This window comes from Halorhabdus rudnickae (assembly GCF_900880625.1).
Classification (GTDB): Archaea; Halobacteriota; Halobacteria; order Halobacteriales; family Haloarculaceae; genus Halorhabdus; species Halorhabdus rudnickae.
In genome coordinates, this window is record NZ_CAAHFB010000006.1 from 38765 (window position 1) to 63213 (window position 24449).

Genomic DNA, 24449 nt, shown 5'->3' on the forward strand with positions numbered 1-24449 from the left:
CAGCTGTAGTCGGTCAGTCGGTTAAAGTGCTACGTGTCAGCGGATCTTCGAGCCCAGCACCGCGTCTTCCTGGGTCGTCAGCAGGTCTGCCTCCTCGCCCGCCGCGAGGACCATCCCGTTGGATTCGTAGCCGAACAGTTCGGCCTTCTCCATGTTCGCCAGCAGGACGACGCGCGTGTCCGGAAGGGTTTCCACGTCGTGGAGTTGCTTGATCCCGGCGACGACCTGTCGGGTCTCGATACCGATGTCGACTTCGAGGCGAACGAGATCGTCGCTGTCCTCGATCGGTTCCGCTTCGACGATTTCGCCGACGCGGATGTCGAGTTCCTGGAAATCGTCGAAACCGATTCGGTCATCAGCGAGGGGTTCGAGATCCATACCGCCCTCTTTGCTCTTGGCGGAGTCGTCGCTTTCGGTTTCGGTCTCCCCGTCGTCCGCTGTCGCTTCTGCGACGCGTGCCTCAAGTTTCTCGTTGAGTTGCTCGACGCGCTCGGCCGGAATTTTCTCGAAGAGTTCCGTCGGCTCGCCGAACGCGGCGGGCGGATCCTCGAGGGCAGCGTCGAGGGTCGCGTCGGCCACCGAGCCGTCCTCCTCGAGTTGGCCCCAGAGTCGACTGGCCGTCTCGGGCGTGACTGGCTGGGTGAGCACGGCGACGGCCTTGGCGATCTGGACGCAATCGCGGATCACCGGCGCGGCGTCGTCGTCTAAGTTCCAGGGCTCGTGGCGCTGGATGTACTCGTTGCCGAAACTCGCAAGCTCGACCGCGGCTTGCGTAGCCGTCCGGATCGAGTAGTCGTTGACACCTGCACGGAAGTCCTCGAGAGCGTCCTCGATGCGGTCCTCGACTTCCGTGGAGACGTCGGCCTCGGGCGTGCCGCCGTAGTTGCGGTGGGCAAAGAGCAGCGACCGATAGGCGAAGTTCCCGACCGTCCCGACCAGCTCGCCGTTGACCCGCTCGCGGAAGCGATCCCACGAGAAGTCGATGTCGTCCTGGAACCCGCCGACGGTCGTCAGGTAGTACCGCAGGAGGTCCGGATGGAACCCTTCATCGAGGTACTCCCGCGCCCAGATCGCGCGGTTGCGACTCGTCGAGAAGGCATCGCCGTCGAGACTCATGAACCCGCTGGCGACGACGGCCCGTGGCTCGTTGTAGTCGGCGACGTGGAGCATGGCGGGCCAGAAGATGGTGTGGTGCTGGATGATGTCCCGCCCGATAACGTGGACGATCTCCCCGCTGTCGGGGCCAGCAGGCTCGTCGGCTTTCCAGGCACCCTCCCAGTCATAGGTCTGGGCACCGACCCGTTCGGTGTACTGCTTCGTCGAAGCGATGTACTCGATGGGCGCGTCGACCCAGACGTACAGGACCAGATCCTCGCTGTCCTCACCGTCTCCAGGGTACTCAAAGCCCCAGTCCATGTCCCGCGTGATACACCAATCCTGTAGCCCCTCCTCGATCCACTGGCGGGGCTGATTTTGTGCGTTCGGCGTCCCCTCCAGACGATCGAGGAAGTCAGAGAGATAATCGGCGAGTTTCGAGACCGTGAAGAATTTGTGGGTGCGCTCGCGGTACTCGGCAGGGTTGCCCGAGATCTTCGAGACAGGATTCTCGATCTCACCGGGTTCGAGGTGACGACCACAACCCTCGTCACACTCGTCGCCACGGGCGGTCTCACCGCAGTAGGGACACGTCCCCTCGACGTAGCGGTCGGGGAGTGGCTGGTCGTCCTGGGGGTCCCAGGCGACCTTGATCTCCTGTTCCTCGACGTAGCCCTCAGCTTCGAGGGCTTCGACGATCTCGTGAGTCAACTCGCGGTTGGTCTCTTGGTGGGTGTGGCCGTAGTTGTCGAAGTCGATGTCGAACTGGGGGAACGTCTCCTCGTACTGCTGGTGGTACTCCAGGGCGAAGTCTGCCGGGTCGATGTCGTCCTGAATCGCCTGGACGGCGATCGGCGTCCCGTGCATGTCCGATCCGGAGACGAAGGCGGTCTGCTGGCCGAGTTTCTCCAGAGAACGGGTCAATACGTCGCCACCGACGTACGTCCGCAGGTGGCCGATGTGCAGGTCCCCGTTGGCATAGGGCAACCCGCAGGTCACGACTGCGGGGTTTTCGGTCGGGAACTCGTCGTGGCTCATAGCCGAAAGTATCGCTATTCCGGCCTAAAACCCGCCGGTTTCCGGACGGCGAAATCGGCCAGCCGATCCGTCATTCAGTCAGAGATGCTGACAGCACCGAAGGCAGCGAAGCCGGTCACGACCAGATCCCCCTCGTCGTGATCGCGATCACGTCGCTTGCGTTCGTCTTCGGCCTCGCCGAAGATCGGGAGGATGTCCAGCCGGACGTTCCACCCGGGCGGGACGACGATCTCACAGCCCCCCACAGAGCGCGGTCGCGTTGATCGTCGCCGGCCGATCCTCGATCCCCGCTTCCCGGAGGCCGAGTTCGACACCGCCCAACAGCGTCGTCGGGTCCGAACCCTCGAAGGCCGCCATCGTCGAGCGTTGCTCGCTGCCCCCAACGGAACTGATGAGGGAATCGGCGACCCCTCGGGAGCGCGAGCGGTAATGGCCGACGATGATCGCCCCGAGGACGACCTGGCTGGAGAGGCTTCGACGATTCACAGGCGCCGAATCGCGCGGCGGCCGCATAATTATATATTCTCTGGACGGTCAGTCGAGTTCGCGAACGACCGTGGCCGGATTGCCAGCCACGACCGTCCGGGCCGGCACGTCTTCGACGACGACGGCCCCGGCGGCGATCACGGCGCCGTTGCCGACGGTCACGCCCGGGGAGAGGACGGCTTGCCCGCCGATCCAGACGTTCTCGCCGACGGTGATGGGCTCTCCCGACTCTAGGCCCTCAGCCCGTGCGTCCGGATCGACAGGATGCGTCGCCGTATAGCAGTGGACCCCGGGACCGAGCAGACAGTTTGCGCCGAAGGTAATCGATCGGACGTCCAGAAAGACACAGCCGAAGTTCGCCTCGAACCCCGCCTCAACTTCGATATTGTAGCCGTAGTCGACCCGGATCGGGGCCTCGACGTGTGCCATCTCACCGCCCGAACCGAACAGTTCCCCGAGTAGCGCCCGTCGGTCGTCGGTCGCGTCAGGCGCAGTACGATTGTACGTCGCGACGAGTTCCCGGGCACGTTCGCGTTCTGTGACCAGCTCCGGGTCCGAGGCGTCGTACAGTTCGCCGCGGAGCATCTTCTGCTTCTCGGATGCCATGACCGGACTCCGGGCGCCCGAGTAAAGGCGCTTCCGCCGGGACTCAAAACAGCACGAACGCCCCGCCCAAGACGCCGATCGTCACGAGGAGGCGGCCGACGCTGCCCGCGAAGGTTGCAAGCGCGAACTTGGTGTAATCTTTCTCAAGGATGGTAAAGGCATAAATCGAGATCGTGTCGGGGAAAAACGGGACCGACAGGGCCAACGCGAGACCGACATAGCCGTACTGGCGAGCGAGTTGGACTGTCTTGCGCTCGGACCACTCGATCAAGTCGAACCGGGACTGCTTGATGCGTCTGACGAGCGGACCGTACTCCTTGGCCTCCTGGCCGATGTGAAACGCGAAGACGCTCCCGACGGCCTTGCCGAACCCGCTGACCAAGACGATCATCGCGAGCGTCAGATCGTACGGTAATCCCAGTTGCATCTGCCCGGCGGGCGCGAGGACGATCTCGCTGGGGAGAGGGAGGAGGAACGCGATCAAAAACGAGTAGATCGCGATGATGACCAGCCCGGGCGGCCCCCTCGCTTGGCGGACCGAGTCCTCGAGGACGGTGTAGAGCCAGGCCAGGAAGTCACCTCCGGGACCGAGCAGATCGTGGAGTGTACCTAGCAGACCGAACACGACGTTGGCAGGTGGGGAGAGCGGGAGGGCGGCGATCACGGCAGATATTCAGATCACGGGCACCTAAACCTTCATATTTCGTCCTCACCGCCGTATGCAGCACCGCTGGGAGTGGCCGGTCCGTGTTCAGTACCAGTCGAGGTCGGCGACGAACGACCGCAGCATCGAACGCGTCACATGGGGCATACAGACGATGCGCATCTCACCCGATCCCGTTTTGGTGACGCGCCACCCCCGACCGCGGAGCTGATTGACCAGTTCCAGCGAGACGTCGGCCGCGATCAGTGGCAGTTCCGGCCCGACGACGCGATAGCCCCGTTCGGCGAGGCGATCAGCCAGCCAGTGAGCGTTGTCCATCGAGGTGTGATACTGGTCGCGATATCCCGTCGGCCACAGCGCCTCCATCGCCGCGACGGCGCTCGCGACGCCGGCCCCGCTGCGGGTTCCCGTCAGCGTGAACTGCGACTCGGACTCGAGATAGGGCGTGTCGATCGTCAACTCGTCTAAGTAGTCCGTCGAACGGGCGAGAAAGCCACCGGCCGGGACCGCTGCCTGTCCGGCCTTGTGGGGATCGATCGTCATCGTGTCGATGGCGGCGTCCTCGAAGTCCCACGCGAAGTCCGAAAAGGGCAGGAAAAAGCCACCGAAGGCGGCGTCGACGTGCATGATCGCCCCAGCGTCCTCGGCCAGATCGGCCAGTGCGGGGATCGGATCGACGTGTCCGTACTCGGTCGTCCCGGCGACGCCGACCACCCCGACTGTGTCGTCGTCGATGATGTCGGCCGTGGCGTCGACATCGGCACGATGGTCGGTCGTCGGAACCTGCCGGATGTCGACGCCGAGCATCTCGGCGGCCTTCCGGAAGCTGAAGTGAGCGCTCTCGGGCACGACGACGTTCGGATCGTCCGTCTCGGCGCGGTTACGCGCGATGCGGACGGCCTGGATGTTCGCCTCGGTGCCACCGCTGGTGATGTACCCGGCCGGATCGTCAAGTCCGGCGACCTCGCCGAGGATGTCGACTGCCTCGCGTTCGAGGTCGGCGACCGTCTGATAGGTCCCCGGATCGCCAGGGTTGGTCGCGAGGAAGCGTTCGGCCGCCTCGCGGGCCGCGGGATGTGGGACAGTGCACATTGAGGAGAGGACACGTTCGAACGCCTGCGGCTCGGCCCGCTGCATACCAACCCATAGGGGCGTGATCGGTTTATCGGTTCCGCTCGCTAAAGAACCGTGACAACAAGGGATTCGACCGGCGTTCAGGCCTCGATGATCTCGCCGTCTTCTGACTCCGGGACAGCGATTTCGCCGCTCATCGTCGTTACTGCCCGGCCGCCGACGCGGATCGCGTCCCCGGTTCGAACGCGGACGCGCCCCGGCCGATCGAGAAAGTCTCCCTGTTCACACCGGTATTCCGTTCCCTCGACCCCGCTGAAGCGACGGAGGTACGCGCCGACGGCACCGCTTGCAGTCCCAGTCACCGGATCCTCGTTGACGCCCAGCGACGGGGCAAACAGCCGACCGTGGACCGTCGACTCACGATCCAGCGTGTCGAACGTGAACGCATAGATACCGACAGCCCCCTCGGCCCCACAGCGATCCGCGATCGCGCCGAAGTCCGGCGTGATGTCGCCCAGCTGCTCGAAGTAGTTGATGGGGACGATCAGGAACGGCATCCCGGTCGAAGCGCGGGCGACCGGCAGGTCCTCGCCGACGCCCGCGAAGGCAGTCTCGGTCAGGCCGAGCAAGTCCGCGAGTTCGCCGTAGTCGATGTCGACTACGCTTACTGACGGTGCTGCGCCTTCGAGCCAGACTGTCCCGTCAGATTCGATTTCGACTGTTACCTCACCAGCACCCGTCGCGACGGTGTACTCCCCGGCATCAAGGACCGCTTGCTCGAACAGGCGGGCGTAGGCGGCGACCGTCGCGTGGCCACAGAGATCGACCTCCTGTTCGGGGGTGAAGTATCGCAGTTGGCGATCGGCGTCTTCACTCTCCCGGACGAAAACCGTCTCACTGGCCCCGATTTCCGCGGCTATCGCCCGCATCTGGTCGGCTTCGAGACCGTCGCCCTCGGGGACGACGCCTGCGGGGTTGCCCGCGAAGGACTCGGCCGTGAACGCGTCGACGAGGTGTACCTCGCGTCGCTCGTAGTCTGTCATACCGTCTTCTGGGTGGACCAGCCGAATATGCCTACCGACAGCAGACGGCTCCAGTCCGGGGTCCAACAGCTACAAACCGGGTATTTCTCAGCAGTCACCTCCAGAACGCGTCCGGTCACGTTCCAGTGTCAGTCATATCCAGAACGCGATCGGCCACGTCCTCGACGACCGCATGGTCGACGTTGTTCGGCTGGAAGTACTCCGCCGGCACGGGCTGGCCCTCGCCCGACATGAACAAGTGGTTCAGTGCGGGATAAGACCTGAACGACACGTTCTCGCGATCACTCAGGGCGTCCCGCCAGCGTTCGAAGTCCTCCATCGTGACCTGATAGTCACGTTCGCCCTGGAAGATGGCCAACGGTACGTCGAGGGCCTCGGCAGTCGCCACCTGGTCGTACTCCTGGATGGTTCGCCAGAACGGCTGCCCGCCCAGTCCGAGGACGACCTCGCCGTCCTCGATATCCAGCGACCGGGCCCGATCGACGGTTCGCTCGACCTCCTCAAGTTGCGCCGCCTCCGCGTCGTCGAGTTCCCCGTCAAGCCGGAACAGGTACTCGTACTGGGCGGGGATCACGTCTAGCAGTGGGCGGGCGTTGGCCGAAAGCATGACTGCGCCCGCGATCGCGTCGTCGCGGTCGGCGATCCGCGGTGCCACCATCCCGCCGATGCTGTGTCCCACGACGACCGTCCGGGACGGGTCGACACGAGGGTGAGCACGCAGTACGTCGAGTGCTGTCAGGGCGTCGTCAGTGGTCTTCTCGTCGAGCGTGAGCGTGGCCCGGTCGATGTCACAGGCGTAGGTCCGTTTGTCGTACCGGAGGGCTGCGACACCTCGACTCGCAAGCCCCCACGCGAGGTCCTTGAAGGGCTTGTTCGGCCCGATCGTCTCGTCCATATCGTTGGGACCGGAGCCGTGAACGAGGACGACGCCGGGAACCGATTGCTCGCCCGCGGGGAGTGTGAGTTTCGCCGGGAGCGAACAGTCGTCGGTCGCCTGGACGGACTGATCGTGCTCTGCGAACGCCGATTCCTCGACGTACTCGGGCGGCGAGTACGAGGCCTCGGGAGCGGGGCGTCTGACGAACAGGCCGGCTATCTCGCCACCGTCCGTGTACGACAGTCTGACGATCCGCCGGCCCGCAGTGAACCGGACGACAACGTCGACGACGTGATACCCCTGTACTCGGCCGGACTCGACAGCCATGATCTCGACGAACTGGCCGATTGTGACCGTCTTGTCCGTCCAGATCTGTTCGAGTCGTCCCGCGTCGAGCTGGGCCGCCAGTTCCGCAGTGAACGGGGAGGTCTCGACCAGTCGATCGTACTCTCCGGCAGCCAGCCCAGCGACGAACTCGCGGCTTCGCGTTTCCAGAGTCTCCCCAGTGACGGTCGTCGTTCCAGTGGCGGTCGACGTTCCGTCGTCCGATTCTGAACAACCGGCAAGGGTGACGCCGGAGAGGGCGACACACACCTGGAGGAAGCGTCGGCGGGTTCCCATCGTTGAGCTCCGTTCGAAGGCAACCATCATAAGCAGACCCCCGGACTACAGCGCCTGAAGCCGGGAAGTATGTAAAGCCCTAATTGTCGCCGCAACCTGGGTCCCTCCGGTGACCACCTGAATGGCCGATCTGCCAGACGAGTTCCCCTGTACGATCACTAACTGGGAGTACATCTACGGCCTCTGCCGGGACGTCAGCGACGACGTGAAGGCTGACGACTTCGAGCCAGACGTCGTCGTCGCGCTGGCTCGCGGGGGCTGGTTCGCCGGGCGGATCCTGTGTGACTTCCTCGGGCTGGACGACCTGACGAGCCTCAAGATCGAACACTACGTCGGCACCGCCGCCAAGGCCGACGAGCCGGAGGTCCGCTATCCCATGCCCGAGGGCTCGGTCGAGGGCAAGGACGTCCTGATCATCGACGACATCGCCGACACCGGCCAGTCGATCGAACACGCCACCGAGTACGTCCAGGATCGGGATCCCAACGCCGTCCGGACTGCCACGCTACAGCTACTCCAGACCAGTGAGGTCGAACCGGACTTCGTCGGCGAACGGCTCGAGGAGTGGACCTGGGTCGTCTACCCCTGGAACTTCATCGAGGACATGATCGACCTGATCGAAAGCGTCATGGAGAAAGCCGACGCCGACCGGTTCAGCGAAGACGACGTCCGCTCGCTGCTGCGCTCCTATCACGGGATCGAACGCATGGAGATGGAGATCGCCCAGCCCGACCGCATGGAGGAAGTGCTGACGGAGATGGAACGCCGGGACGTGATCGAGGACATCGGCGAGGGCACCTGGCGACTGCTCTGAGAGACGACAGAGAATACCTGGCAGCTGCTCTGAGGAGCGATAACGCGACGGTACAGCGCTGCCCCGATATCGCTGGACTGGCGCGTCGCACTGATCGAAGGGATTGTGACCCGGCCTGACCAATCCCCAGGCGTGTCTGCCATCTCGATCGACGGACTGATTGGGATCTTCGCGACCGCCATCCTGCCGATCGTCGCCATTGCGGCCGTCGGCTTCGCACTGGGACGGACCAGGGACGTTGATGCCGGGCCGCTGAACACGATTACCATCTACGTGCTGGTGCCGGCACTGGTCTTTCACACACTCGTGACGACGCCGTTGAGCGGCGCGACTGTCCTGCTGGTCGCCGTCGGCGTCATCGCGTTCACCACGGCGATGATCGTCATTGCCGGTGGCACGGGCCGGCTCGCCGGTCGCACCGAACCGTTGCTTGGCGCGTTCGTCCTCGCTGCGGCGTTCTCGAACGGAGGGAACTTCGGCATCCCGCTCTCGGAGTTCGCCTTCGGTGCGACCGGTCGAAGCACGGCCGTCCTCTACGCGGCCGTTCAGGGAGTACTGCTGTACACGGTCGGCACCTACGTCGCCGCCCGCGGCAGTGGCGGCGCGTTCGCGGGCGTGAAACGCGCGGCCAAGATCCCCCTGGTCTACGCTGTCGTCGTCGCGCTGGCCGTCCGCTGGCTCGGCCTCGCTCCGCCGGTTGATTCGGGGGCCATGTCGACACTACAGCTAGTCGGGGACTCCTCAATCCCGGTCATGCTGCTCATCCTCGGCATCCAGCTGTCAGGGACGAACTACGGAGCAGCCCTCCGGGGCGTGCTCGTTCCCAACGCGCTGAAACTCGCCGTCGCACCGGTGGTCGGTGCGGCGATCGCAATTCTGTTCAGCTCGACGCTCGTTCCAATCGGCTTCGAAAACCAGACCGTCGCCCGGGTGTTTGTCCTTGAGTGTGCCGCCCCCTCGGCGGTGACGCCGATCATCCTCGTCGGCGAGTTCAGCGAACACGGGGACGGGCCTATCTCACCCCCCGAATTCGCCAGTACAGCGATCCTGACCTCCACGCTGTTGAGTATCCCGATACTGACGGTACTGATCGCGCTGCTGCGGGCCGGCGTGATCGTCTAGCGGTACCATCCAACAGTAGCCGGGCGGGTCACCCGTTGCCCGCAGGCTCGGGCGTCTCGGGCGCATCGGGGTCTCTGAGCCAGAGGTCGCCGAACCACTGGTCTTGCTGGAGGGTGACACGGCCCTGATCCGTCAAGAAGAGTATGCCGAGGTACGTCTCTACCCGCGAGCCACCGACATCATCGACTTCTGCAAACAGCACCTCGTCTCGGCCCGCCTCGTAATGTGTCTCCAGGCAGCTCGCGACCGACTCGACGAGTTCCTCGATGTCCTCGCCGTGGGTCCGGTCGGTCACGTCCGCGGCTGTCGGCTCCGAGTCAGCCCGGAAGTCGTCGTTCGCGTGATAGTCGAGTTCTTGGGTGCCCCGCTGGAACCCCCGCGGGGAATCGCTGGTGTCGTACTCCCTGGACTCTTTCCACCACGAGTCGCGTTCGGCCTCTCGCAGCTCCCTGACGAGTTCATCAAGCGTCTGGGGCGTTCCCCTGGCACGCTTGCGTTCGAGTCGGCGGTCCATCTCGTCTTCAAGCGCCTCGAAGGGATCGGCTCCCGCACCCTCCCCCGGCTGTGCGGCGAAGGGATCCGGCTCCATTTCAGGCACGGGTTGCTCCTCGCCGTCGTCTTCCAGGAGCGCGTCGCTTTTCATCCGGAGAAGCACGCTCGCGTAAAACAGCGCCCGTCCGGACGTTCTGAGGTCGGCATCGTCGAGCCGATCGAGGAACTTGTCGGTCACGCGGACGACATCGATGTCCCAGGGATCGATCTCGCCGTCCTCGGCTAAGCCGACCAGCACCTCGACCGGTTCAACGTCGTCTCCGTCCGGTCCGCCGATCGACGGTTCGCCCGTTCCGAGGCCGGTATCCTGGACGATCTCGGTGCCGCCGTCGGGGCGCTCGCGACCCTCATGACCGGTGATGTCGAGTGGAACCTCGTCGCTCATCGACGAGTCACCTCCACGCCAGGGGATCGTCTGTACGAATCCACCGTATCAGTCATCCGCAGCCACCTCCGCACTGTCTCCACTCAAGTCGATCCCAGTGACGGCACTGGCGTTGTCCGCGCCCATCGTGACGCCGATCGCCCGTTCTGAGCGTTCCAGCAACGCCGACCGGTGAGAGACGACGACGAACTGGGCGTCGCCGGCGAACTCGTCGACCATCTCGCCGACCAGTTCGGCGTTTGCGGCATCCAGGAAGGCATCAACCTCGTCTAGGGCGTAGAACGGCGCCGGGTTGTGCCGCTGGATCGCAAAGATGAACGCCAGCGCCGTCAGGGACTTCTCGCCGCCGCTCATCGCGTTCAGCCGCTGGATCGGCTTGTCTCCCGGCTGGGCCTTCATCGTGAGCCCGCCCTCGAAGGGATCGTCCTCGTTTTCGAGGTGGAGGCGACCGCTCCCATTCGATAGTCGCTCGAAAATCTCCCGGAAGTGTTCGTCGATAGCCTCGTAGGCGTCCATGAACGTCTCCTTCTTGCGCGCATCGAAAGTCTCGATCCGGTCGCGGATCCCCTCAGCCTCCTCGACGAGGGTACCGCGTTTGTCCTGTACGTCCTCGAGATCGGCCTCGACCTCGTCGTATTCCTCGATGGCGAGCATGTTGACCGGTTCTAAGGCCTCCATCTCCGCTTCGAGCTGCCCGATCCGCGTCTGGACGACGTGGTGGTCGGGAATCTCTTCGGGGTCGTACTCGCCGACCTCGGCCTCCAGCTCGTCGATCTCCCACTCTAAGCGCTCTGCAGTCTCGCGTTCGTCCGCGAGATCACTCTCGACGGTGTTGACGCGATCCTTCTGGTCGTCGCGTTCGTCCCGGGCCTCTTGGAGTTCCTCGCGCAGTTCCTCGCGCTCGGCCTTCAAGTCCGTGAGTTCCGCCTCCAGTTCCGCGACAGCGGCCTCCTTCTCGTCGAGGCGGTCTTGCTGCTCGGCGACATCGCCCTCCAAATCTTCGATACGCTGTTCCTGCTCGGCCTTCCGGTTCTGGGCGTCTTCGATCTCGTCGTGGAGGTCCTCGATGGCGTCCTCGGCGTACTGCTTCTCGAGTTGCAACTCGTTCAATCTGGCATCCAGAGTCTCCAGTTCGTCCTCGCGCTCGTCGATCTCCTCGCGCAGCGACTCGGCCTCGTCGGTCAAGGCGGGCAGTTCCGAATCCTCGATCTCGCTTTCCAGATCGGCGATCGTCGCCTCGATCCCGTCGATCTCGTCTTCGACGGCCTCGATTTCGGCCTCGATCTCGTCCATCTGCTCGGAGACGTCCTCGCGTTCGGCCTCGATCTCTTCGAGTTCCTCTTGTAGCTCCGCGATGCGCTCCTCGGTCTCCTCGTATTCGCGCTCGCGGCGCTCGATCTCGGCCTGGATCTCCCGCAACTGATCGGCGGCCTCCGATCGACGGTCTCGGGCGTCTTCCAGGCGCTCCTCGACGTCTCCAAGTTCCGCACGGAGGTTCTGGCGTTCGTCTTCGAGGTCGGTGATCCGCTCGGCGACGCGCTGGAGTTTCCCCTCGCCGCCCGAAAAAGAGTACCGGGACCCACCGGAGGAGCCCCCGGTCATCGCGCCGCTCTTCTCGACGAGATCACCTTCCAGGGTCACCAGCCGGAACTCGCCCATGAGATCTCTGGCGGTCCCCATGTCCTCGACGACGAGGGTATCACCCAGGACGTAGCTGAACACGCCCGCGTACTGCGAATCGAAGTCGACGAGATTGTACGCGAAGTCGACGACACCGGGGAGGTCTGGTGCCGATGGCAACGAGCGCCGGTCCATCTCGGTCAGCGGGAGAAACGTCGCCCGGCCGGCGTTGCGTGACTTCAGATGTTCGATACAGCGCTGGCCGACGCCGTCGTCGTCGACGACGACGTTCGCCAGCCGACCGCCCGCGGCTGTCTCACAGGCAGTGGCATACTGCGGATCGACACCGCCGAGTTCGCCCACCGGGCCGTGGACGCCATCGAGATTTGCCTTCCGGATGGTCGTCACTGCCCGACCATAGGAGCCATCGCCCGACTGCTCGGCCCGGGCCTCGAGTTCGGCGTACTCCTGTCTGGCGGATTCTACGTCGTCCTCGATCTCCCCGATCTGTTCCTGGAGTTGCTGTTTCTCAGCCTGGAGATCCTCGACGACGCCATCGATCGTCTCGCGATTCTCGGCCGCTTTCCGGCGTTCGTCCGCCAGGTCGTCGATCTCGGCCTCCAGTTCGGGCAGGGACTCGCGCTGGTTTTCGATGGTACCCTCGATCTCGCGTTGCTGGTTCGAGCGCCTGCGGGCCTCGTCGAGCAGGCGGTCCTGCTCGCGCTGAAGGTCGTTGCGGCGCTCTTTTGTGTCCTCTAGATCGGCCTTTTTGTCCTCGAGGTCCTCGCGGACCTCCGCGTATTCGGCCCCGACCGCCTCGATCTCCTCCTCGACGTTCGCCAGCTCGACCTCGAGGTCGTCGACCTCGGCTTTCACCGAGGACTTCTCGACTTTGATCTCGCGGACGTCGTCCCCGAGATCGTCGACAGTCTCCTGCTTGCGATCGATCTCGACGAACGCCTCCCGGCGGTCGGTTTCGGCGGCTTCCCGTTTCTCCTCTGCACTCTCGATCGCGTCTTCCAGCCGGGCGATCTCGCCTTTGATCTCCTCGATCTCGCGTTTGAGCTGTAGTTGCTCGTCCTCGCCCTTGCGCTCGATCTCGGCGTTGAGTTCCTCAAGTTCGTCCTCCAGACGGACGACCCGACCCTGGCGCTCGTCGAGTTCACGCTGCCGTTTTGCGAGTTGCTGTTCCAGTTCACCGATCGACTCCTGAACCTCGGCGAGGTCCTCGCGTTTGTCCTCGAGTTCGGCAGCCTTCTCGTAGGTCTCGTACTCCGCCTTCTCCTCGCGGAGGTCCTGGTACTCCAGGGCCGTCTCGCGCTCGTCTTTGAGTTGTTCGAGGCGGTCCTCCTTTTCCTCGATCCGGAGTTCGGCCTCGTCGATGCGATCCTCGACGACTTCCAGTTCCTCGAAGGCCTGGGCCTTCTTGGCGTCGAACTCGGCGACGCCCGCGATCTCATCGATGATCTCTCGGCGGGCGCCCGCGGTCATATTGATGATCTCGGTGACGTCGCCCTGCATCACGACGTTGTATCCCTCGGGGGTGACTCCTGCCTGGGAGAGCAGATCCTGGATGTCACCGAGGTTGACCGACCGATCGTTGATGTAGTAGTAGGAGTAGTAGTTGTCCTCGGTCTCTTTCACCCGGCGCTTGATCTCGATCTCGTCGACATCGCCGACGTTTTCGCTGCCGGCGGCGTTTTCGACCTGGGACCGAGAGAGGGTACGATCGCTGTTGTCCAGCACGACCGAGACGCTGGCCTCGCGTTCGCCGTCCGGTCGCTCGCCATCCTGATGGCCGGGGTTGTAGATGAGGTCTGTGAGCTTCTCGGCGCGGATGCCCGACGTGCGGGCAAGCCCAAGCGCGAAAAGGATCGCGTCGACGATGTTGGACTTGCCCGCTCCGTTGGGGCCGCTGATGGTCGTGAAGTCCTCGTAGAACGGGATGCGTGTCTTGCGGCCGAAGCTCTTGAAGTTGTCCAGGACGACCTCTGTGATATGCATGGGGTAGCGACTCCTCCCTCGATCCGGGCACCCGGTGGACCTCAGGCGATGATGATGTCCGATTCGGTCTCGGCGTCCTCGGGGAGGTCGTCCTCCTGGGACTTATCGGCTTCGGCTGGCCCCGACTCGGGATCGCGTTTCTCAGCCCCGGCGTCCCGTTCGAGGTCGACCGGATCCTCGAAACCGATGTCGGCGTCGACTGCGTTCTCGAGTTCGCGCAGTCGTACCTTGCACTCGACGAGTTCGTCGGTGAGCCCCTCGACGGTCGCTTCTAGATCCTTGACTTTCGATTCCAGTTCCTCGACGCGATTGCCGCTCATAGAACAACCACCTGCCTCCGTCCGCTTAAACCTACGTCAGACATTCACATCGTTTCTGATACGTTTCGGGCAACAATCACGAACGGCGCACCACGACAGACCGAGCGGGAAACAACTTTTATACGGCCCACAAAGATTTTGAATAGATATGTGCCTGGAGGAGAGGCGTCGACTATGATGGAGCGTGGGCCGATCCACGTTCTCGTCGTCGATGACAGCGAGTTCTTCGCCGAGATGACTGCCGATACCTTGGCGACCGAACACGGATTCGAGACGTTCGCCCGGACGAGCGCACAGGAGGGGATCGAGTTCCTGGAAGACGAGCAGGTCGACTGTATCGTCTCCGATTACGAGATGCCCGAGCGGAACGGTCTCAAGTTTCTCGAAGCCGTCAGGGAGACCCTCGGAGAAGAGACCCCGTTCGTCTTGCTGACCGGTCGCGGAGACGAAGAGGTCGCGAGCGAGGCGATCGCGTCCGGAGTCGACGACTACTTCCTGAAACTCGAGGTCGTCGAAGACGAGGAGTACGGTCGGCTCGCAAAGCGGATCCGGAGCGTCGTCAGCGAGAACCGCGCCCAACAGAAGTACGAACTCCTGGTCTCGACATCGCCGGATGGGATCGCACATGTAGCCAGCGACGGGACGATACTCACGGCGAATCCGGCGCTTGCAGCGGACGTCGGCTCCGCGCGTGAAGCCGTCATCGGCAGTACCCTCCCCGAGTTGTTCGGCGATGTCGGTGAGGAGCGTCTCGCAACGGGACGGGCCGTCATCAACGACACCGAACCCGAACGGACCGAGGACGTTTTCGAGGGCAAGCACTTCCACAACATCTTCGTCCCGGTCGATTTCGACAGCGACCGCGACACGTTTCAACTCATCTCGCGGGATATAACCCAACGCAAGGAACGCGAACGGGAGCTACAGCGCCAAAACGAACGACTGGAAACGTTCGCCAGCGTGATCAGCCACGATCTCAGGAACCCGCTCGAAGTGGCACGGGGATCCGCACAACTGCTCGCCGAAGAATGTAGAGACAGGGACGCTCTCGACAGGATGAACCGCGCACTGGCGCGGATGGACCGACTGATCGACGACGTCTTAACCCTTGCACGACAGGGCGAGGCCGCACACCAGCCCGACGCGGTCGAACTCGAACGTGTCGCCGAGGAGGCCTGGGCAAACGTCAAGACGGGTGCTGCGCGGATCGAGATCGGCGATGGAGGGACGATCGAGGCGGATCCAAGTCGGCTCCAAGAGCTACTGGAAAACCTATTCAGCAACGCTGTTTGTCACGGCGGCGATGACGTGACGGTTCAGGTTGCTACCAACAGCAACGGATTCTCCGTCGAAGACGACGGCCCCGGTATTCCGAACGAACGTCGGGAAGAAGTGTTCGAGCTCGGATATTCGACAGCAGATGACGGAACCGGTATCGGCCTGTCCATCGTCAAACAGATTGCGTCCGCACACGAGTGGGGCGTCGATATCGCGGACGGGGACGACAGCGGGACGCGATTCGTGTTCTCCGACGTTACATTCATCGAGTGAAGCGGCTGTCGGATCGAGTTTGGGTCAGCCGATAGATCGCCGCCACGAACACGTCGTGGACGCCGGAATTGAATCCCTGAGCTGGTTCTTCGCCGGATCGGTTCCGAAGCCGTCTCCCGGCCGCCCGGGTCGTTAGCCTTTAGCCGCGGGGGGGCCAACCGCGGGCAATGACTGCCCAAGCCACCCAGCAACGGGATCTCGCGGTCGTGATCGGGCTGGAAGTCCACGTCCAGCTCGAAACCGACACGAAGATCTTCTGTGGCTGCTCGACAGACCTCGCCGAAGCCGAGCCCAACACGCACACCTGCCCGGTGTGTCTCGGCCTTCCTGGATCGCTGCCGGTACTCAACGAAGGTGCCGTCGAGGCCGCCGTCAGAGTGGGGAAGGCCATCGACGCCGACATTCCCGAACAGACTCACTTCCACCGGAAAAATTACTACTATCCCGACCTACCGAAGAACTTCCAGATCAGCCAGTACGACGCGCCGATCTGTGCGGACGGCAAGTTGGAATTCACCGTCGAAAGTGATCGCCGCACAGTCGGGATCGAACGTGCCCACCTCGAAGAGGACCCGGGAAGCCTCCAGCACGCCGGCGGCAACATCGACACGGCCGACTACACGCTGGTGGACTACAACCGTGCTGGCGTCCCCCTGATGGAGGTCGTTACCGAGCCAGACTTCCGGGACGCCACTGAAGTCCGGGCCTTCCTCGCCAAGCTGGAGGAAGTCTTAGAGTACCTGGGTGTCTTCGACGCGACGCGGGACGGGTCGCTCCGTATCGACGCCAACCTCTCGTTGGTCGACGCCGCGGACGTAGACGAGGATGGGGAGATCAGCGACGAGGTGCTCACCGAGGCCAACCGGACGGAGGTCAAGAACATCTCCAGTCACAAGGGCGCAGAGAAGGCACTGGCCTACGAGGCCCAGCGCCAGAAGAACGCCGTCCAGCGCGGCCGAGAAGTCGAGCAAGAGACCCGCCACTGGGACGAGTCACGGGGCATCACGGTCTCGATGCGCTCGAAGGAAGAGGAGAAGGACTACCGGTACTTCCGGGAAGCCGATCTGCCGCCCCTGGAGGTCAGTCACTGGAAAGAAGAGCTGTCGATCCCGGAGCTGCCCGACGCTCGACGCGAGCGCTTCGGCGAGGAGTACGGCCTCAACGAGGAGGCTGCCTCGAAGCTCACCACGACCAAGCAGGTCGCGGACTTCTACGAGGACCTGGCCGCCGAGTTCGATCCCGACCTCGTGGCGACCTGGGTCGCCGACGAACTCCTGGGCGAACTCAACTACCGCGACATGGCAATCACCGACGTCGCGGACCGTCTCGACGAGATCGAGCGCCTCGTCGAACTCGTCGCGAGCGAGGAGATCACCGCCAAGAACGCCCGCGAAACGGTCCTGCGGGGAATGCTCGACGACGGCGAGGCTCCGGATACGATCGTCGACCGGGAGGGCCTTGGCAAGACCGGGGGCGACGAACTCCAGGGCGCTGTCGAGGAAGCCATCGACGAGAACCCCGACGCAGTCGAAGACTACCACGACGGGGAGGGCGGCGCGATCAACTTCCTCGTCGGCCAGGTGATGCAAAAGACCGGGGGCTCGGCCGACCCCGGGGACGTCAATCAGCTATTGCGGGAGGAACTCGAAGACTGAACCAGTGGCGACGGGTTTGGGAGGCCGAGAGACTGTTCGAGACGTGACTCCGGGACGCGGAAACCATCGTTCTCCCCCAATCTTACGGACTGTTAGTGCGTACACCCGCTAGACCATGCCTGCCGAACCACGCTTCGAGCTGTTCGTGGATGCAGCCGACGAATGGCGCTGGCGGCTCGTCGCGGCCAACGGCGAGATCATCGCCGATGGCGCCGAAGGATACGTCTCGAAACAGGGGGCCAGACGCGGGATCGAGAGCGTCAAGCGCGTCGCCGGGGACGCGCCCGTCGTCGATACCTCGGGCGGTCAATAAATCTGATCGCGGGCGAGCAGTGACCTTCCCGCCCGAGCGCGTTTCCACCAGAATACGGCTATCGCGGCCGGTATCCGGACGCTCACAGCCAGAAACGTACGATTTTGCGATACGCCGACGATACTGGACCCCGGTCCGAAGAAGGACTAATACGCCCGAATTTGGACTCCTCAGACGAAATATGTGATTTATTACCCTGTCCGTCGTTGCTGGGAACGATTGTCAATGGACGTGACAGAGAACCGCCACTTTCCGAGTCGAGTTGTTTCGTCGATACCTCAGCGCCCGGCAGCTAGTCAACAGCCACCCAGGCCCGTGAACCGCCGCGGGCGGACCTGAGAGGACGATGAGTGAGCAACGTACGGAGATGCCCTGGCACAGTCGCCCCGTCGAGGACGTCTTCGAGGCGATGGACTCCGGTCCGGACGGCCTCAGCGAGGCGGAAGCCAGTCGTCGCCTCGAAGAGTATGGCCCCAACGAGATCCGCGACGACGAGGAGATCTCGCCGCTCGCGATCTTCGTCGATCAGTTCCGGGACGTCCTGATTTACCTGCTGATCTTCGCCGCGCTGATCTCGCTGGCCGTCGGGTTGCTGCCCGGTCACGAACCCGAGTACGTCGACGCGGCGCTGATCGCACTCATACTGCTGGCCAACGGGATCTTCGGGTTCGTTCAGGACTACCAGGCCGAGAAATCCATCGAAGCACTGAAAGACCTCTCGACGCCCGACGCGACAGTCATCAGGGAGGGCGAGCGTCACGTTGTCGACTCCACGGACGTGGTGCCGGGCGACGTGATCGTCATCGAAGGCGGTGACGCGATCCCCGCCGACGCGCGACTCGTCGAAACGGCCAGTCTCGAAACCGACGAGTCGGCGCTGACCGGCGAGAGCGCCACGGTCAGAAAGGACAGCGGCCCCGTCGAGGCGGACGCGCCGATCGCCGAACGCACTGGGATGGTGTACATGAACACCTCGGCCGTCCGTGGGCGGGGACGAGCAGTCGTGACCGAGACCGGGATGGACACCGAGGTCGGCGCGATCGCCGAGCAACTCAGCGAGACCGAGGACACCCAGACGCCGTTCCAGAAGGAAGTCGATCAACTCGGCCGCACGATCGGCCTCGGGATCATGGCGATCATCGTCTTCGTCGGGATCATCCAGTTGCTGTTTACCGGTGCCGGCCCGATCTCGACGCTGCTGGTCGCGATCACGCTCGCCGTCGCCGCCGTCCCCGAGGGACTGCCAGCCGTCGTGACCCTGACGCTCGCGCTTGGCTCCCGGCGATTGCTCAGTAAGAACGCCCTCGTCCGTCGGCTGCCGGTCGTCGAGAGTCTGGGGTCGGTCGACGTCATCCTGACGGACAAGACCGGGACGCTGACCGAAGACGAGATGACCGTCCGGCGGATCTACACGAACGGACACGAGTACGACGTGACCGGGACGGGAACGACCCCGACCGGCGAGTTCGAACACGACGACGAGGAAATCGAACCCGATCCGCTCGAACCGATCCTCCGGTGTGGCACGATCTGTAACAACGCCGAGCGCGCCCCACCGGACGAGGACGACCCCTTCTTCGGCGACCCGACGGAGGTCGCGCTCAAGGTCTCCGCGGAGAAAGCCGGCATCGAACCGACCGTCGAGCGCGTTCGTGAGGTTCCCTTCTCCTCGGCGCGCAAGCGGATGACCGTCGTGACCGGCGACGGAGCGGCGTACATGAAGGGTGCACCTGAGGTCGTCCTCGAACGGTGTGACCGGATCCGCGACGGTGGCGAGGTCGTCGAACTCACCGACGAGCGCCGCCAGGCGATCCTCGACCGGAACCAGTCATTCGCGATCGATGCGCTTCGCGTTCTCGGATTCGCCGAGCAGTCAGGCGTCGATCCCGAAGCCGACGACGACGAGATCGAGGACGGCATGGTCTTTCTGGGCTTGCAGGGGATGATCGACCCCGCCCGCGAGGAGGTCCCCGACGCCGTCGCAGATTGTCGGCGTGCCGGGATCGACGTGATCATGGCCACCGGCGACAACCGCGAGACTGCGACCGCGATCGGCGAGCAAGTCGGGTTCGATCCCGCGGGCGCGATGACGGGATCAGAAGTCGAGGCCCTCTCCGAGGAGGAACTGTCCGATGCCGTCGAGGATGTCGAGATATTCGCGCGGATGGCCCCCGATCAGAAGGTCCGCGTCCTCGAAGCAGTCCTTTCCCACGGGCACAACGTCGCGATGACCGGCGACGGCGTCAACGACGCGCCCGCCCTGAAGCGGGCCGACGTCGGCGTTTCGATGGGCGAACGCGGGACCGACGTCGCCCAGCAGTCCAGCGACATGGTGTTGCTCGACGACAACTTCGCGTCGATACGAGACGCCGTCGCCGAGGGGCGTGGTGTCTTCGACAACATCCGAAAATTCGTCAACTTCCTTTTGTCTGCCAACGCCGGCGAAGTGCTGGCGGTGTTCTTCGGCGTGTTGATCGGGAGTACGCTGTTTCCCGATCAGTTCGCCAGCCAGTCCCAGGCGCTAATTCTGACGCCCGTCATGTTGCTGTGGATCAACCTCGTGACCGATGGCCTCCCAGCCCTGGCGCTTGGCGTCGACCCCAAGACAGACGGGATCATGGAGCGACCGCCACGGGGCGCGGACGAACCGGTGATCAATCGCCACAGCCTCCTCTTGATCCTGGCGTTCGGTCTCATCTACGCCGGGATTGGCTTACCGCTGTTCTTCCATGGACTCTCGGTGAGTGGCGATCTCGTCGTCGCCCAGACGCTGCTGTTCACCTTCATCGTCATCGGGGAGATCATCCAGGCCCAGATCCTGCGATGGCCGTACGGGCTATCGCTGTTCTCGAACACGTGGCTCGTCGGCGCGCTCGCCAGTTCGATCGTCCTGCACCTGGGCGTGCTGTATACGCCTGTGAATTCGTTCTTCGACGTGGTGGCGCTGGGCTGGACCCACTGGCTGTGGATGGCCGTGGCGATCGGGGCGTTCACCATCCTCGGAACGGCGCTAGTGTTGGGTCTCGATCGACTCGACAACTCCCACGGCAGGACCGAAGGTCGGTCCCCGAGCTGATCTCAGATCCCTAGCCACTCGTCGACCCGAACCTCGTAGCCGTTCGACCGACAGAATCTCGCGGCCTCACGCCGCACCTCCCGTGATCCGGGGAGTTTCCCTGTCTCGTCGATGCGATCGACGATCCACTCGGTGATGACATCGATCCCCTCGTCGTCATCATCTGCCTCGATCGCCGCGAGCGCCTGCAGGGTCTTCCGGTAGGCGTCACGGCGGGACCCGCCGAAGTCGGCGTCCTGCAGGTCGTCGCTCGCTTCGATGATCCGTTTCATCGCGGCCGCGACGGTGGGCCGCTGAACCTGGACGCTGACTGCGGCAGGTGAGTCGAGGGTTTCGGCGTCAGTGTCGGGGAGTAGTTCCTCGAGCCGAAACGTGCCATCCGGCGACTCGATCTGCCGGTCACCGACCGTCTCGACCACGTCGGCTGCGGTCGTCGGGTACGATAGCGTTTCGAGGGCGTCTTCCAGTTCGCCGAGTTCGGTCGCTGGAATCGGCGGCTCCGGTTCGTCACGCCGCTGGAGTTCCGTCTCGAGTTCGCGCTCGCGCTGTCGTCGCTCGGCGTCGTGGGCCTGTTTGTCTCGGCCTTGTTTGTCGTCTGCCATTCCCCGAGGTTCGGTCCCAAGACTCATAGACCTATTGCTCAAATAAAACGTAAGACTAGACATATGTTTGACAGAATCAGCGGGATATGAACGACGAACCCAACGAGATCATCGAGCGGACGGACATGCTGATTGAGGAGACAGCCCACGAGCGGACGAAACCACTCGACGACGGTGTCGATCCGATCGCCAGGGAACACAGAGAGAGACCATTCGGCGCGGAGCAAAGATCGACGATACTGGTGGATAACTCCGAGAAGCATGCGGTTCACCGGCTGCTGCAATCGGGTGTACGTCACGGGCGCGAGCGTGCAACACGTGCGCGCCTTGTCCCACTCACGTCTTGCGATTTTCGCGCCGAAAGACATATGAGACGTTCTGCGCGTAGCGAGGGATAATGAGCCAGCTACCGATCGGTGGTGATCGTAGATGCGGCTGATCGTCACCGAGAAGGACAACGCCGCCCGGCGGATCGCCGAGATCCTCAGTGGGGACTCGGCGAGCGCCGAACGGACCAACGGCGTCAACGTCTATCGATGGGGGGGCCAGCTCGTCGTCGGCCTCTCGGGGCACGTCGTCGGCGTCGACTTCCCGCCGGAGTACTCGGAGTGGCGTGACGTCGAACCTGCCGAGTTGATCGACGCCGACATCGTCACGATGCCAACGCGGGAAAACATCGTCGCGACGCTTCGCAGTCTCGCCCGGAAATCCGACGAGGTCGTCATCGCGACCGACTACGACCGCGAGGGCGAACTCATCGGCAAGGAGGCCTACGAGTTGATCCGCGAGGAGACCGACGCCCCGGTCGAGCGCGTGCGCTTCTCATCGATCACCGAACGGGAAGTCCGAGAGGCCTTCGAGAACCCCGACGAAATCGACTTCGATCTCGCGGCAGCAGGACAAGCCCGCCAGATCGTCGACCTGATCTGGGGGGCAGCACTGACGCGCTTCCTTTCGCTTTCGGCCAAGCAACTCGGCAACGACTTCATCTCGGTCGGCCGGGTCCAGAGCCCGACGCTGAAGCTGATCGTCGACCGCGAACGCGAGATCGAGGCCTTCGATCCCGACGATTACTGGGAGATCGTCACCGATCTCGCCAAGAACGGCCAGGGGTTCGAAGCTCAGTACTTCTACGACGACGACGGCAGCGAGGCCGAGCGTATCTGGGCGGAAAATGCGGCCGATGCAGCCTACGCCGATCTTCGTGAGTCCGGGACAGCAACTGTTACCGAAGTCCGACGACGGACGCGAACCGACGATCCGCCCGCGCCGTTCAATACGACCGCCTTCATTTCGGCGGCGAGTTCTCTGGGCTACTCTGCCCAGCGCGCCATGTCGCTGGCCGAAGAACTCTACACTGACGGGTATCTCACCTACCCGCGGACGGACAACACCGTCTACCCCGACGATCTCGACCCTGGGGAACTATTGGGTGCCTTCGAAGGTAGTTATGAGTTCGGCGACGACGCGGAGTCCCTGCTCGCCCAGGACGAGATCGAGCCAACCCGTGGGGAAACTGAATCGACCGACCACCCGCCGATCCACCCGACCGGCGAACTCCCCGACCGTGATGACATCGGCGCGGACGCCTGGGAGGTCTACGAACTCGTCGTTCGCCGATTTTTCGCGACCGTTGCCGAGCCGGCGACCTGGGCGCATCTGCGAGTCGTCGCGGAAGCTTCGGGGCGGTCGCTGAAGGCCAATGGCAAGCGGCTGCTCGAAGAGGGATACCATGCGGTCTATCCCTACTCGTCGGCGGGTGAGACCGTCGTTCCAGAGGTCAGCGAGGGCGAGGAACTGTCGATCGAGGACGTCGAACTCGAAGCCAAGCAGACCCAGCCGCCACGCCGCTACGGCCAGTCGCGGCTCATCCAGCACATGGAGGAGATGGGGATCGGGACGAAAGCCACGCGACACAACATCGTCGAAAAGCTCTACGACCGGGGATATGTCGAGAACGATCCGCCCCGGCCCACGAAACTCGCCGAAGCGGTCGTCACAGCCGCCGAGGAGTACGCCGACCACATCGTCAGCGAGGAGATGACCGCCCAGCTCGAGGCGGACATGACCGCCATCGCCGAGGGTGAGGCGACCTTGGAGAACGTGACCGAGGAATCCCGAGAGATGCTTGGCGAGATCTTCGAGGAGTTGCGCGCGTCCCGCGAAGAGATCGGCGAGTTCCTCCAGGAATCACTGAAGGCCGACCGAACGCTCGGCCCCTGTCCGGAGTGCGGCGAGGACCTGCTGATCCGACGTAGTCGCCAGGGCTCGTACTTCGTCGGCTGTGACGGCTTCCCGGAGTGTCGGTTCACGCTCCCGCTACCGAGTAGCGGCGAGCCACAGGTGATGGACGAGAGCTGCGAGGAACACGACCTCCGGCACGTCAAGATGCTGGCTGGCCGGGACACGTTCGTCCACGGCTGTCCGCGCTGCAAGGCCGAGGAAGCCGACGAGAGCGAGGACCGTGTGATCGGCGACTGTCCCAAGTGTGGCAACAGTCACGACGGCGAACTCGCGATCAAGCACCTTCGATCGGGATCGCGGCTGGTGGGCTGTACGCGCTATCCCGACTGTGAGTACTCGCTGCCGTTGCCCCGCCGAGGGGAAATTGTCGTGACCGACGAGACCTGCGAGGAGCACGACCTGCCACACATCGAGGTCCACGACGACGGTGACGACGAACCCTGGGAACTGGGGTGTCCCATCTGCAACTACGAGGAGTTCCAGGCCCGCAACGCCGTCGAAGATCTGGAGGACCTCGACGGGATCGGCCCGGCGACGGCCGAGAAGCTCGAGGACGCAGGCGTCGAAGCACCCGAGGATCTCGAAGAGGTGGATCCGGACGCTGTCGCCGGGAACGTCCAGGGCATCAGCGCCGATCGAATCCGAGAGTGGCAGACCGAGTTGTCGGCCTGACACCGGCCGACCGGG

At 63.8% G+C, this 24449-nt stretch carries 19 protein-coding genes; 7 read left to right on the top strand and 12 right to left on the bottom strand.

What is annotated here, in order from left to right; all coding sequences use genetic code 11:
* Positions 1–36 precede the first annotated feature (36 nt).
* The 8 genes from metG to BN2694_RS15120 all read right to left on the bottom strand — a co-directional run bounded on the left by metG (position 37) and on the right by BN2694_RS15120 (position 7504).
* Positions 37–2133 (bottom strand): methionine--tRNA ligase, encoded by a 2097-nt coding sequence (gene metG / locus BN2694_RS15090; protein WP_135667077.1) that lies wholly within the window; start codon positions 2131–2133, stop codon positions 37–39.
* Between the two features lie 74 nt (positions 2134–2207).
* Complete coding sequence (locus BN2694_RS17260) at positions 2208–2378, bottom strand: hypothetical protein (protein ID WP_167880061.1); 171 nt, start codon at positions 2376–2378, stop codon at positions 2208–2210.
* Positions 2365–2619: a hypothetical protein gene (locus BN2694_RS15095; protein WP_135667078.1), complete on the bottom strand. Its 255-nt coding sequence runs from the start codon at positions 2617–2619 to the stop codon at positions 2365–2367. Before BN2694_RS15095 ends, BN2694_RS17260 begins: the two co-directional genes overlap by 14 nt.
* Positions 2620–2667: 48 nt before the next feature.
* Complete coding sequence (locus BN2694_RS15100; RefSeq protein ID WP_135667080.1) at positions 2668–3225, bottom strand: maltose acetyltransferase domain-containing protein; 558 nt, start codon at positions 3223–3225, stop codon at positions 2668–2670.
* Between the two features lie 43 nt (positions 3226–3268).
* Complete coding sequence (locus BN2694_RS15105) at positions 3269–3820, bottom strand: YqaA family protein (RefSeq protein ID WP_244605489.1); 552 nt, start codon at positions 3818–3820, stop codon at positions 3269–3271.
* A 156-nt stretch (positions 3821–3976) separates the two neighbouring features.
* On the bottom strand, positions 3977–5026 hold the full coding sequence (gene mfnA, locus BN2694_RS15110; RefSeq protein WP_135667082.1) for a tyrosine decarboxylase MfnA: 1050 nt from the start codon (positions 5024–5026) through the stop codon (positions 3977–3979).
* A 77-nt stretch (positions 5027–5103) separates the two neighbouring features.
* Complete coding sequence (locus BN2694_RS15115) at positions 5104–6006, bottom strand: PhzF family phenazine biosynthesis protein (RefSeq protein ID WP_135667084.1); 903 nt, start codon at positions 6004–6006, stop codon at positions 5104–5106.
* Between the two features lie 115 nt (positions 6007–6121).
* Positions 6122–7504 carry an alpha/beta fold hydrolase gene (locus BN2694_RS15120; RefSeq protein WP_167880062.1) on the bottom strand — a complete coding sequence of 461 codons (1383 nt, stop codon included), beginning with the start codon at positions 7502–7504 and terminating at the stop codon, positions 6122–6124.
* 121 nt (positions 7505–7625) lie between these two features.
* Between BN2694_RS15120 and BN2694_RS15125 the strand changes: the two genes are divergently transcribed.
* Both BN2694_RS15125 and BN2694_RS15130 read left to right on the top strand, forming a co-directional pair.
* Complete coding sequence (locus BN2694_RS15125; protein ID WP_135667088.1) at positions 7626–8318, top strand: phosphoribosyltransferase; 693 nt, start codon at positions 7626–7628, stop codon at positions 8316–8318.
* 132 nt (positions 8319–8450) lie between these two features.
* Complete coding sequence (locus BN2694_RS15130) at positions 8451–9440, top strand: AEC family transporter (protein ID WP_135667090.1); 990 nt, start codon at positions 8451–8453, stop codon at positions 9438–9440.
* A 28-nt stretch (positions 9441–9468) separates the two neighbouring features.
* Here BN2694_RS15130 and BN2694_RS15135 read toward each other — a convergent pair whose 3' ends face one another.
* From BN2694_RS15135 to BN2694_RS15145, 3 genes are read right to left on the bottom strand one after another with little or no spacing between them, the layout of a single operon-like run.
* A complete protein-coding gene (locus BN2694_RS15135; RefSeq protein WP_135667092.1) occupies positions 9469–10377 on the bottom strand; it encodes a segregation and condensation protein A in 909 nt (302 codons plus the stop codon).
* A gap of 48 nt (positions 10378–10425) precedes the next feature.
* Positions 10426–14001 (bottom strand): chromosome segregation protein SMC, encoded by a 3576-nt coding sequence (gene smc / locus BN2694_RS15140; RefSeq protein ID WP_135667094.1) that lies wholly within the window; start codon positions 13999–14001, stop codon positions 10426–10428.
* Between the two features lie 41 nt (positions 14002–14042).
* Positions 14043–14321, bottom strand: a complete 279-nt coding sequence (locus tag BN2694_RS15145; RefSeq protein ID WP_135667096.1) for a DUF7518 family protein — start codon at positions 14319–14321, stop codon at positions 14043–14045.
* A gap of 174 nt (positions 14322–14495) precedes the next feature.
* On the opposite strand from BN2694_RS15145, the gene BN2694_RS15150 reads away from it, so the two are divergent.
* The 4 genes from BN2694_RS15150 (at position 14496) to BN2694_RS15165 (ending at position 20916) form a co-directional block, all read left to right on the top strand.
* Positions 14496–15872, top strand: coding sequence for an ATP-binding response regulator (locus tag BN2694_RS15150; RefSeq protein WP_135667098.1), 1377 nt, complete (start codon positions 14496–14498; stop codon positions 15870–15872).
* Positions 15873–16039: 167 nt separating this feature from the next.
* On the top strand, positions 16040–17527 hold the full coding sequence (gatB, locus tag BN2694_RS15155; RefSeq protein ID WP_135667100.1) for an Asp-tRNA(Asn)/Glu-tRNA(Gln) amidotransferase subunit GatB: 1488 nt from the start codon (positions 16040–16042) through the stop codon (positions 17525–17527).
* Between the two features lie 115 nt (positions 17528–17642).
* The gene (locus BN2694_RS15160; protein ID WP_135667102.1) at positions 17643–17840 is read left to right on the top strand and encodes an HVO_2922 family protein; all 198 of its coding nucleotides are present in this window, start codon (positions 17643–17645) and stop codon (positions 17838–17840) included.
* Between the two features lie 346 nt (positions 17841–18186).
* Entirely contained in the window at positions 18187–20916 is a 2730-nt protein-coding gene (locus tag BN2694_RS15165; RefSeq protein WP_135667105.1) for a cation-translocating P-type ATPase, read from the top strand.
* A 2-nt stretch (positions 20917–20918) separates the two neighbouring features.
* Here BN2694_RS15165 and BN2694_RS15170 read toward each other — a convergent pair whose 3' ends face one another.
* Positions 20919–21518 (bottom strand): DUF5789 family protein, encoded by a 600-nt coding sequence (locus BN2694_RS15170; protein ID WP_135667108.1) that lies wholly within the window; start codon positions 21516–21518, stop codon positions 20919–20921.
* Between the two features lie 429 nt (positions 21519–21947).
* On the opposite strand from BN2694_RS15170, the gene BN2694_RS15175 reads away from it, so the two are divergent.
* The gene (locus BN2694_RS15175) at positions 21948–24434 is read left to right on the top strand and encodes a DNA topoisomerase I (protein WP_135667110.1); all 2487 of its coding nucleotides are present in this window, start codon (positions 21948–21950) and stop codon (positions 24432–24434) included.
* Positions 24435–24449 lie beyond the last annotated feature (15 nt).